Genomic DNA, 9,392 nt, shown 5'->3' on the forward strand with positions numbered 1-9,392 from the left:
TATGCAAACCCGGATTGCTCCCCGTTTTGAGAATGACGCCGACATTGTCGAAGCGGACAGTATTTTGCGGAGTTGCGTCCATTGCGGTTTTTGCACGGCAACCTGTCCTACCTATCAGCTACTGGGTGACGAACTGGACGGTCCCCGTGGCCGTATTTATCTCATCAAAGAGTTCCTGGCCGGCACGCCCGCCAGCGCTGAAACCCTCAAACATCTGGATCGTTGCCTGACTTGCCGCGCTTGTGAAACGACCTGTCCGTCCGGGGTACGCTATGCCCGCCTGGCGGAAATTGGTCGTGAACATCTGGAAAACGAAATTCCGCGTCCGGCCCTCGAGCGCCTGAAGCGCAATATGCTGCGTGCGGTGGTTCCTCATCCCGCGCGTTTTCGTCTGGCGCTGCAACTGGGGACCCTGTTCAAACCCTTTTTGCCGGAAGCCCTCGCCCGGAACATACCCGAATGGCCTGGCACAGCGCTTCCGGTGCCGCATCTGCTGCAAGCTGCGACGTCCGACCACCGGCCCACGGTGCTTGCCCTTGCGGGTTGTGTGCAAAGCGTCATGACGCCGCAAACCGAAGCGGCTCTGGAGCAGATTGCTGACCGGCTCGGTTATCACGTGGAAGTTCCCCCCGAGGCGGGGTGTTGTGGTGCCCTGAGTTTGCATCTCAACGCCCGCGCCGAAGCGCAGGATTACATGCGTCGGAATATTGATGCCTGGTGGCCGCATATCATAGCCGGTGCGGAGGCTATTCTGGTGAGCGCCAGTGGTTGTGGCAGCATGGTCAAGGAGTATGCCGAGGCTCTGCAAAACGACCCAGATTATGCCGAAAAAGCCCGGCAAGTAGCGGCGTTGGCACGGGACCCCAGTGAATGGCTGCTCGAACACCTGGAAGCCCTGCCGCTGGAGCACAAAAATCGTGGCCCGTTGGCCTTTCACGCGCCGTGTTCACTGCAACATGCGCAACGGGTGCAGGGTAAGGTCGAAGCCTTGCTGGAACGCGCAGGCTACCAGTTGACGGCAGTTGCCGGTGCGCATCTTTGTTGTGGTTCAGCCGGCACCTACTCCATTTTGCAGCCGGATTTATCCCGGCAACTCCTTCAGCAAAAGCTGGACGCCCTGCAACAGGGCGAACCCTGCGCTATTGCTACCGCCAATGTCGGTTGCCAGCTGCATTTACAGGGGGGTACGGAGCTGCCGGTCCGGCATTGGCTGGAGTTGCTGGCGGAGTCGTTGCTGTCTAAAAAACCCTAATCCAGCCGTAACCAGCCCTTGCGGTAAAATATCCAGGCAGTAAGTGCTTCCACCAGTACCAGGCCGCCGGTGACGGCGACAAATCCATAACGCCAGTGGGGTAGCGGTCCCAGGGGGACGTTCATGGCCGCCGCGCCCGGTATGAACAACGGAATGGTGACCAGAATAATCAGTGCCGCCATGAATTTGAACAGATGGTTCACATTGTTGTGCACCACATAAGCGTAAGATTCCAGCAATTCATTGATGGTTTCCTGGTCGCTGTCCACCTGATCACGAACCTGTGACAGTTCAATTCGCGTATCTTCATGAATTTCCACGAGATCGTGATCTTCCTTGGGCAGGAACAGACCGATTTCACTGACCACATACTCCAGTTGCAGCAAGCCCAGATCCAGGGCCAGGAGGCGGTCGTGAATATCCAGTCCCCGGTACACCACATCATGGCGCTGGGCCTGCCGTAAATCCCGTTCGACCATGGCCATTTCCCGGGCCACAGCGCGCGCAGTGGGCAGGTACAGGCGGGTCACCTCGGCGATGATGCGCAGGACAAGTTCCCAGCGTTTACGTGGTTTATCTGGATCAATCAGCTGGTTGAGAAAGGGGATTTCCTGATCCGCCAGGGTCACGAAATAACCCGGTACAAAATAAACGCTGAGAGGCACCAGAGAAAACTGGCCGATGCGCCCATCTTCCGGTATCGGCACCTGAAATTGCAGGGAAATCAGTCGTTCTTCCTTGATCAGCGGCCGCGATGCCTCGCCTTCCAGGCGTTTGCGCAGAAAGCTTTCGGGAATATCCAGCGTCATGGCGGCCTGACTCAGTTCCAGGGCCGAAGGATTGACCAGGGCCATCCAGCTGCGCCGGTTGGCGTTGCCCGAAAGCAGGCAGTCTCGCGTAATTCGCAGCATGTCCCGCTTCTCCCTACATTGCAAAAAAGCCGTGTTTTCTGGCCCAGATGGCAAACATCAGGGTGGCTCCGAAAACATAGGCAAGCAGGCCGAACCACAGATAATGCCAGTGTTCCAGCGGGAGAATGGTCATCATGTGAAAAGGCATGATAAAGGCAATGGGCATCATCAGCAGCGCCAGCCATACCGTCATGACCTTCATGACGGTATGCGCATTATTCTGAATGATGCCGTTGTAGGCATTGGTGACGGTCAAATAACGCTCATAAACCAGATTGACCACATCTTCCATGCGCCGTTGCTCGCGCAGGGCAGCATCCAGCAAGGGATAAGTCGAAGCATCGCCGGGCGTAGCCCGCAAGGCGTCGCGCAAAATCAGTCCGGTTTCGCGCAAGGCGATGACTAGTTCTCCCAGATCCCGGTTCAGGACCACAATTTCGCGCAGCTCACGGTTGCCCATGGCGGTTTTCAGGGCCATTCGCAGTTCCTGGAGACGATCCACCAACACCCGGGCGACCCGTTCATGACTGTAGATGATGTTGAGCAGAATTCTTTGCAGAAGATCGCCACGGGCATTTTGCTGAAGGCTGCCGAGCCAATCCTGCTGCAGGGTTGCCAGCAGGGCGTCTTCAGCGATGATGACCAGACGCTCGGGGCTGTCGTGCTGCACAATCAGGTGGCTTACCCGTGCGACAGTGCCAAATCGGGCATCTTCTTCCAGCAGGGCCACGGGCAGCCGCAGGATGATTTCTTCGCCTTCACAATACAGGCGCTGGTCTTCACTATGGCGCAGCAGATTTCCCAATCCGCTGCAGGAAGGGGCCTGTTCCGGGTTGAGCAGAAATAATCCCGGACCCGCGCAAGATGTACTGGAATTCCAGTCACCAAGCGCCATGTCGAAATAACGGGCCGTCATTGTTGCCTCAGATCCAGTCTTTTTTGCGGAAAAATACAAAGAGCAGCCCGGAAATGAGAAAGCCCCCGCCCATCAGTACCGGCCAGGCATAAGTCCAGTCCTGCAGGGGCAAGGGAACGTTCATCCCGTAAATACTGGCCACCGTAGCGGGCGATGCCACTACCACGGTCCAGGCGGTAATGATTTTCAGGGTGTTGCTGATGTTGTTCTGGAGCACGCCCACATAAGCATCCATCATGTTGGTGATGGTGGAGGCATAAATTTCCGTCATGTCCCGGGCCTGCTGCAAATCAATCAGGGCATCGGCAATGTCTTCCAGATCGCCTTCATCCTGAAGGAGCATGGGCAGGCGCAGGGTTTGCTGGGCCACGGAAATGTTGCCCTTGAGCGCGGCAGAAAACAGAATCAGACTTTTGTTCAGCGCCAGCAGCCGGAAAAATTCATTATTGTTCTGCGAGTGGCGGAGGATTTTTTCGGTGGCGGCTATTTCGGCGTTGATAATGCGCAATGCCCGCAGAAAATCCCGGGCAATAGCCTGGAAAATTTCAGCGAGCAGCCCCCGGACATGGAGGATTTTGCCGCGCTGACGCTGGCTGCGGAGTTCGTCCCATAATGCCAGGGGATGCGCGCTGGCGGTGACCATCTGCTGGGGCAGCAGCCAGAGTCCAACCGGCAGGGTCCGGAAGCGGAGTTCCGCATCGTCCTGCATGGGGGCCGGTACTTTCAAAATGATCAGGGCCACATCGCCGTCGCGTTCCAGACGCGGGCGTTCGTCTTCATCGGAAACGTCCTGAAACAGATAGTCGGGTACCTGCAGGTGCTTGGCGACAAATTCCAGTTCGGCCTGGCTGGGTGCCACCACCTGAATCCAGGTGGCACGGGGGGGCCACTGAAAATCACTGGTGATTTCCAGCTGGGCATCTGTTTTGTCGTCAAACCAGTGCAGCATCCTGCCTCTCCTTTATAGACTCCTGCCCGATCATATCCAGCCCTTGCGCTTGAAAAGTGCGGCCAATCCCCCGGAAATACCCAGCCCCGAACACAGTATCACCCAGAAAATCCAGTGGGTTTTCTGAAAGGGCAGGGTCGTGTTCACCCCATACAGGGTGGCCAGCATACTCGGTACATAAAATATCATGGCCAGTACGGTCACCACCTTGAGCCCGTGGTTGATATTGTTCTGGACCATGCCGGCATAGGCATCCATCATCGACGTGCTGGTTCCGGCATACACCCGGGCGCGTTCATGGGCCACCTGCAACTCCAGTAAGGCCGTATCGACCTGTCGGGTCGCCGGCAGGTCATCGCGAATTTCTGCCAGACGCGAAATCTTGAAGGCCGTGGCAATGTTGCCGACCAGAGCCACTTCAAAACGGGTCAGACTTTTACTGATTTCCAGCAAAGTGAAAAAGTCACCATTACTTTGCGTCCAATCCAGTTGCCGTTCATTTTCATGGATGGCCATGTTCAGTTGATGCAGGGCGTCTTCATAACTCTGGGCCAGTATTTTAAGAATCGCCGCCAGTATCTCGATGCTTTCCGGAGGGCTGGAAAGATGCTCCAACTGCTCAAAAAAAGGCGAGAGCGAGGGCAGGTCTTCGGCCAGCAGCGTGGTCAGACTTTGCTGGTGCAGAACCATTCCCAATGGACGCAAAGTCCAGGCATCGTCGACGCTGCCCCGCACCGGAAACTGCAAAGTGAGAAACACCCGATTTTCTTCTCGCCGCAACCAGGAGCGTTCATCGGGGTCGAGAATGTCCTGGGCAAAATCCCAGTCATCAGCAAGCTGCCCGGCCTGTACCCAGTCGGCGGGTTTGGGCGCCGTCAGATGTTGCCAGCCCTTCACCGGATCCGGAATAGTTTGCTCTTCCGAATGGGCGGTCACAGGATGATCTGCTGGGGGAAATACATCCATGGATGTTCTCCAGATCAGAGGCGGGCGTTAGGGCACCAGTGTCTGGCCTGTTCCCGGTCAGGGGTACTCAGCCGGCACATTTGGAGCGCGGGACGGAGCCTTTTATACTGGACTTCCGTATCGCCTGTAAAGGAAATTCCGCTGTGAGTAATGTGCATTCTGCAACTGATAGTAAAGCCTTTATCCCCCTCGCCCTCGCCATCCTCACGGTTTCGGATACCCGCACCCCGGAAACCGACAAGTCCGGCGACAAAATTGCGGAGCTGGCTCTGGCCGCCGGACACCGGATAGCGGCGCGTTGCATCCTGCCCGATACGGCGGAAACCCTTCGCCAGCAGATGCAAAGCTGGATAAGCGACTCGGCCATTGACGTCATCATCGCCACCGGCGGCACCGGAGTCACCGGACGGGACGTAACCCCGGAGGCTCTCGCACCCCTGATCAGCAAACCCATTCCGGGATTTGGTGAATTGTTCCGCATGTTGTCCTATGAAGAAATCGGCACCAGCACCATTCAGTCCCGGGCCGAAGCCGCCATTTGTACGGGCACCATCGTTTTTTTGCTGCCCGGTTCTACCGGAGGCGTCCGCCTGGGTATGGAAGCCATCATCATTCCGCAACTGGATAACCGGCATCGCCCCTGCAATCTCAGTGAGTTGTTACCGCGTATTCGTCATGAACACTGATCTTTTTCATGTCTGAAGACGCAGCAGATCGGCAGGCGCGCTGGAATAACTGCTACGCCGGGAGCGACGCCCAGGCGGCAACGCCTCTGCCCCTGCTCAAGGCGCAGGCAGCTTTGCTACCCGCACAGGGCAAGGCGCTGGATCTTGCCTGTGGTCGGGGTGCTAATGCCTTGTTCCTCGCCAGACGGGGCCTGGAAACCTGGGCCTGGGATTACGCCGACCCGGCCATTGCCGCTGTCCAGCAGGCAGCAGCGGGCCTGCCTCTGCATGCCCAATGCCGGGATGTGCTGGCGCAGCCACCGGAGCCGGACAGTTTAGACGTGATCGTGGTTGCCCATTTTTTACACCGCCCGCTTTTCCCGATATTGGCGCAGGCCATAAAAGCCCAAGGTTTGCTGTTCTACGAAACCTGGGCCGGGCCTTATGCCGGGCGCGGACCACAAAATCCGGATTTTCGTCTGCGTCCGGGTGAACTGAACCATGCCTTTCCGGGCTTGCAGTTGCTGATGCTGGAGGAAGACGCCGACCGCAGCGCTGGCGTCTGGAGAGCGCCTGCCCGCCCTGTTACACTGACGTAATTTACTGATCTACAAATAGGAAGACCAGCAATGACCCGGAATGGCCGTTTGAGCATTATTGTCTTCGCCATCATTTCCCTGAGTGCCTGCGCCAAGCTGCCCGTCAAGCTGGCTGAACCCGCTGCGCCAGCCGCCAAAACAAATACCAAGGCCGCCGCGCCGGACATGCACAGCAGCCAGACGGCCCTCGACTGGGCCGGAACCTACGTGGGGACCCTGCCCTGTGCCGATTGTCCCGGAGTGCGCGAAACCCTGGTGCTGCACAAAGACCAAACCTATGCCCTGAGCACTCACTATGTAGACCGTCCGGGTTCGGCCTTTTCGCGCAGTAACAGCTTCACCTGGATCAATGGTCAAACTATCCGGCTGGAAGGCATGCAACAACCCATGTGCTTTCGGGTAGGAGAAAACCAGCTTATTCAGTTGGGAATGGATGGCCAGCCCATTACCGGACCAATGGCGGCAAAAATGGTGTTGAAGAAAACGCAAACAGGAAAAACCCAATGACCAGCATCCAGCAACGCGCCGCCCTGCAACGGCAAATATGGGCGATTGCCAATGATGTACGCGGCGCAGTCGATGGCTGGGACTTCAAGCAATACGTGCTAGGCACCCTGTTTTACCGCTTCATCAGCGAAAACTTCGCTATTTATATCGAAGCCGATGACGACAGCATCCACTACGCCGAGTTGCCGGACAACATCATCACCCCGGACATCAAAGACGATGCCATTAAAACCAAGGGCTATTTTATTTACCCCAGCCAGTTGTTTGCCAATGTGGCCACCCGCGCCAACAGCAACGAAAGCCTGAATACGGATTTGGCCGATATTTTTGCCGCTATCGAAAATTCTGCCAGCGGTTATCCCTCAGAGCGCGACATCAAAGGTCTGTTTGCCGACTTCGACACCACCAGCAATCGTCTGGGCAACACCGTCAAAGATAAAAACACCCGCCTCGCCGCCGTACTCAAAGGTGTTGCCGGTCTGGATTTTGGTGATGCGCATAGCGGCGACTTTGAAAGTAACCACATCGACCTGTTTGGCGATGCCTACGAATTTCTCATTTCCAACTACGCCGCCAATGCCGGTAAATCGGGCGGTGAGTTTTTTACACCACAACATGTTTCCAAACTCATCGCCCAGTTGGCCATGCACAAGCAGACCCGCGTCAACAAGATTTACGATCCTGCCTGCGGCTCCGGCTCCCTGCTACTACAAGCCAAAAAGCATTTTGACGCGCACATTATCGAAGACGGGTTTTACGGGCAGGAACTCAACCACACCACCTACAACCTGGCGCGGATGAATATGTTCCTGCACAACATCAATTACGACAAATTCAACATCCAGTTGGGGGACACTCTCATAGCCCCCCATTTTGACAGCGACAAGCCTTTTGATGCCATCGTCTCCAATCCGCCCTATTCCGTAAAATGGATCGGCAGCGACGACCCCACCCTCATCAACGACGACCGCTTTGCCCCGGCGGGCGTACTGGCCCCCAAATCTAAAGCCGACTTTGCCTTTGTACTGCACGCCCTCAGTTACCTTTCCGGCAAAGGCCGCGCCGCCATTGTCTGCTTTCCCGGCATTTTCTACCGTAGCGGTGCGGAGGCCAAAATCCGCCAGTATCTAGTCGATAACAACTATGTGGAAACCATCATTGCGCTCGCACCCAACCTGTTTTTTGGCACCACCATTGCCGTCACCATTCTGGTGCTCTCCAAACACAAAACCGAAACCAGTACCCAGTTTGTTGACGCCAGCGCCCTGTTCAAAAAAGAAACCAACAACAACACCCTCACCGACGCGCACATTCAACAAATCATGGCCGTTTTCGACAGCAAGGAAAATGTCGAATACTTCGCCCGCTCCGTACCTTACGAAGAAATTGCTGCCAACGACTACAACCTGTCAGTGAGCAGTTATGTGCAAGCCAAGGACACTCGCGAACTGGTGGACATTACCCGGCTCAATGCCGAGCTGAAAACCGCCGTCGCCAAAATCGACCGGCTCCGCGCCGAAATTGACGCCATTGTGGCGGAAATTGAAGGAGACACCGAATGATTCTGGAAAATAAGCTCCATATCACTGACCAAATTGAACTGGCCAAAGCCGAAGAAAAACTCAGCAAACAAAAAGCCAGGCAGCTTTTTGATACCGGCGACATGAACAAGGTCGAAGTGGGCACATTCGCAGGTCTTGCCTTTATTCACGCCTATTTGTTCGGGGAGATTTATGGCTTCGCCGGAAAAATCCGCGACGTGAATATCGCCAAGAGTGATTTTCGCTTCGCCCCGCTGATGTATCTGGAAGCGTCGCTGAAACACATCGACGCCATGCCTCAAGGCTCATTTGAGCAAATCATCGAAAAATACGTTGAAATGAATGTGGCCCACCCCTTTCGTGAAGGCAATGGCCGCGCCACCCGCATCTGGCTGGACCTGATATTGAAAAAGGAAATCAGGCAGATGGTGGATTGGAACCGGGTTGATAAAGAACAATACCTTTCCGCCATGCAGCGCAGTCCCGTCAACGACCTGGAAATCAAGCACCTGCTCAAACACGCCCTCACTGACCAAATCAATGATCGCGCCCTGTTCATGAAAGGCATTGATGTCAGCTATTTTTATGAAGGCTATAGCCAATTCAAGACTGAGGAACTATAAGGTGTTGACATGAAAGGATTTTCATCACGTAACCTCAAATTCAAGCCCATGGACATAGCAGAATATAAATGCGCGGAATCCCTCCCCGAAAACCTTAATATCAATCTGCCCAGTATTGAACAGATTGAGCGGGAATTGCAGGGAGGCAAAGCATGAGCGAGTTGAGTTTTATGGAAAAGCTGCTGGGTGGGATGGCGGTGGAGTGGTTACATCTAGGTCTAAAGTTTCACCGTTTTTCCGCGAGGAAAATCGGCATGGTTAACAAAAATGTCGGTCATTAAATATTATTATTTATCTATGAATTATACTTATTTTGGCGCTATTTTGTTACCCTATTTTTCTTGTTTTATTTATTGTGAATCAGCCAGATAACGATGAATAGAACCGCCTTCCGTGATATAATGAGTGATCGTTAACGCTCTGATTATAAAACGCAAGAGGCCCTGTTCGATGTCCATGCTAC

12 protein-coding genes are annotated in these 9,392 nt (G+C 55.1%); 8 read left to right on the top strand and 4 right to left on the bottom strand.

Annotation, left to right across the window (positions count from 1 at the left end):
- Position 1 precedes the first annotated feature (1 nt).
- Positions 2-1,252 carry a glycolate oxidase subunit GlcF gene (glcF, locus tag H7F08_RS05180; RefSeq protein ID WP_193640030.1) on the top strand — a complete coding sequence of 417 codons (1,251 nt, stop codon included), beginning with the start codon at positions 2-4 and terminating at the stop codon, positions 1,250-1,252.
- Here the strand turns inward: glcF and H7F08_RS05185 are convergent.
- The 4 genes from H7F08_RS05185 to H7F08_RS05200 are packed head-to-tail and all read right to left on the bottom strand — an operon-like array spanning position 1,249 to position 4,994.
- Positions 1,249-2,163 (bottom strand): CorA family divalent cation transporter, encoded by a 915-nt coding sequence (locus tag H7F08_RS05185; protein ID WP_193640031.1) that lies wholly within the window; start codon positions 2,161-2,163, stop codon positions 1,249-1,251. The genes glcF and H7F08_RS05185 overlap by 4 nt on opposite strands.
- 13 nt (positions 2,164-2,176) lie before the next feature.
- A complete protein-coding gene (locus H7F08_RS05190; protein WP_142088391.1) occupies positions 2,177-3,079 on the bottom strand; it encodes a CorA family divalent cation transporter in 903 nt (300 codons plus the stop codon).
- A gap of 7 nt (positions 3,080-3,086) precedes the next feature.
- Positions 3,087-4,028, bottom strand: coding sequence for a magnesium transporter CorA family protein (locus H7F08_RS05195; RefSeq protein ID WP_024894364.1), 942 nt, complete (start codon positions 4,026-4,028; stop codon positions 3,087-3,089).
- Positions 4,029-4,058: 30 nt separating this feature from the next.
- Positions 4,059-4,994, bottom strand: coding sequence for a magnesium transporter CorA family protein (locus H7F08_RS05200; protein WP_193640032.1), 936 nt, complete (start codon positions 4,992-4,994; stop codon positions 4,059-4,061).
- A gap of 143 nt (positions 4,995-5,137) precedes the next feature.
- Between H7F08_RS05200 and moaB the strand changes: the two genes are divergently transcribed.
- Genes moaB through H7F08_RS15655 form a run of 7 tightly spaced genes read left to right on the top strand, consistent with a single transcriptional unit; the run spans position 5,138 to position 9,210 of the window.
- Positions 5,138-5,680, top strand: coding sequence for a molybdenum cofactor biosynthesis protein B (moaB, locus tag H7F08_RS05205; RefSeq protein WP_193640033.1), 543 nt, complete (start codon positions 5,138-5,140; stop codon positions 5,678-5,680).
- A gap of 8 nt (positions 5,681-5,688) precedes the next feature.
- A complete protein-coding gene (locus tag H7F08_RS05210) occupies positions 5,689-6,258 on the top strand; it encodes a class I SAM-dependent methyltransferase (RefSeq protein WP_193640034.1) in 570 nt (189 codons plus the stop codon).
- Between the two features lie 30 nt (positions 6,259-6,288).
- Positions 6,289-6,765, top strand: coding sequence for a copper resistance protein NlpE (locus tag H7F08_RS05215; protein WP_193640035.1), 477 nt, complete (start codon positions 6,289-6,291; stop codon positions 6,763-6,765).
- Positions 6,762-8,327 (top strand): type I restriction-modification system subunit M, encoded by a 1,566-nt coding sequence (locus tag H7F08_RS05220; RefSeq protein ID WP_193640036.1) that lies wholly within the window; start codon positions 6,762-6,764, stop codon positions 8,325-8,327. The genes H7F08_RS05215 and H7F08_RS05220 overlap by 4 nt, the downstream gene beginning before the upstream one ends.
- Entirely contained in the window at positions 8,324-8,929 is a 606-nt protein-coding gene (gene fic / locus H7F08_RS05225) for a protein adenylyltransferase Fic (RefSeq protein ID WP_193640037.1), read from the top strand. Before H7F08_RS05220 ends, fic begins: the two co-directional genes overlap by 4 nt.
- 9 nt (positions 8,930-8,938) lie before the next feature.
- Positions 8,939-9,085: a hypothetical protein gene (locus H7F08_RS05230; RefSeq protein ID WP_226831062.1), complete on the top strand. Its 147-nt coding sequence runs from the start codon at positions 8,939-8,941 to the stop codon at positions 9,083-9,085.
- Positions 9,082-9,210: a hypothetical protein gene (locus H7F08_RS15655; RefSeq protein ID WP_264674684.1), complete on the top strand. Its 129-nt coding sequence runs from the start codon at positions 9,082-9,084 to the stop codon at positions 9,208-9,210. Before H7F08_RS05230 ends, H7F08_RS15655 begins: the two co-directional genes overlap by 4 nt.
- Positions 9,211-9,392: the final 182 nt, after the last annotated feature.

It is taken from the genome of Acidithiobacillus sp. HP-11 (assembly GCF_015100075.1).
GTDB classification, from domain to species: Bacteria; Pseudomonadota; Gammaproteobacteria; order Acidithiobacillales; family Acidithiobacillaceae; genus Acidithiobacillus; species Acidithiobacillus thiooxidans.